The following is a 1,398-nucleotide window of genomic DNA, read 5'->3' on the forward strand; positions in this document are numbered from 1 at the left end:
CCGGAGCAGCCTGACGCGCAGGAACACTCAACACTTGCGCATCACTATCGGTGGTGGTCACACCGTTACCTGTCTTCACGATATTCAGTACGCTGCCCAGCCAACTGCTGTCTATCGGCAGCGTTCCGTCCGTGGTGGCTATTACAGCCGTACCATTTACAGTGTATACCCCTTCTGGAATCAGACCCGTTAGTAACTCAGCAGCATAATCGATGATCGCATTAGGCATCACTTCCGCCGTTGCCGCAAATGACGTTATCGTCAACTCTGCCTCAGCTGAGGTGAAGGCCGTTACGGTCGCCTTTGTGCGGACAAAGTACATGTCTGGTGCAAGGCCTGTGACGGTTGTGCCCGTAACAGCTGTCCAAGAACCTGCCGTGCCGCGCTTATATTCCATCCCAGTATTCACATTGATGAGTGTGCCGTCCTTCGCATCAATCCCGGTTTCATCCATTGAAGCTACACTCGCAGGCGCTGCCGGACGGGACGGAATGATTAAGGTCTGCGCCGCGCTGTCGACGGTCGTTGTAGCATTCCCCTGCTTCACGACGCTCAACGTAATACCCAGCCAGCTGCTGTCCAGAGCCAGCCTCCCAGTCACATCCGCTGTTGCTGCCAGTGTGCCGTTAATGACATACTTACCGCCTGGAACTAGTCCGGTCAACTGCTCAGCTTCATAATTAATCTCTGCTGCCGGGGTGATTTCCTGCGCTGCCACGTACAGCTCGACAGCTACACTTTGCTCTTCCGAGGCAAAGTCCGTTGCAGTTGCCTTCACCCGTACGTAGTACGTGTCCGGAGCAAGGCCTGTCACGGCCGTGCCTGTAACGACACCCCAGGCACCTGCGGCACTCTTCTTGTATTCCATCGTGGAATCTACATTAACCAATGCTCCATCCTGAGCATTAATCGCGGTTTCATCCGTTGCCGTTACACCCGCAGGCGCTGCCGGACGGGACGGAACATTCAGCGTCTGCGCCACGCTGTCTGTAGTCGCCGAACCGTCACCCTTTTTCACGATGCTTAATGAAGCTCCCAGCCAGCTGCTAGCTATAGCCAGCTTACCGTTAACGTCAGCCGTTACAGGCTGACCGTTCACGGTATAAGCAGCGCCTGGCGTCAGGCCAGTCAGCTGCTCGGCAGTATAGTCGATCACCGCTGCCGGGGTAGTCTCTGCCGTTGGCACATATGCATTCACCGTCACACTATGTGCTACCGATACAAATGCTGCCGCTGTCGCTTTCGTGCGGACATAATAGGTATCCGGTTCAAGGGTTGTTACGCTTGTACCCGCAACATTCGACCAAGCACCTGCCGTTCCACGCTTATATTCCATCGCAGCAGTCACATTCGTCAGTGTTCCATCCTTCGCATCAATCGCGGTTTCATCCGTTGAAG

The 1,398-nt window shown here is 55.1% G+C and carries 1 protein-coding gene; it reads right to left on the reverse strand.

The features are described 5' to 3' along the window. The coding region (locus C162_RS36520) for a hypothetical protein (RefSeq protein WP_036702520.1) at positions 1-1,398 on the reverse strand (1,398 nt) is incomplete at both ends.

The organism is Paenibacillus sp. FSL R7-269, from assembly GCF_000517865.1.
Classification (GTDB): Bacteria; Bacillota; Bacilli; order Paenibacillales; family Paenibacillaceae; genus Paenibacillus_AQ.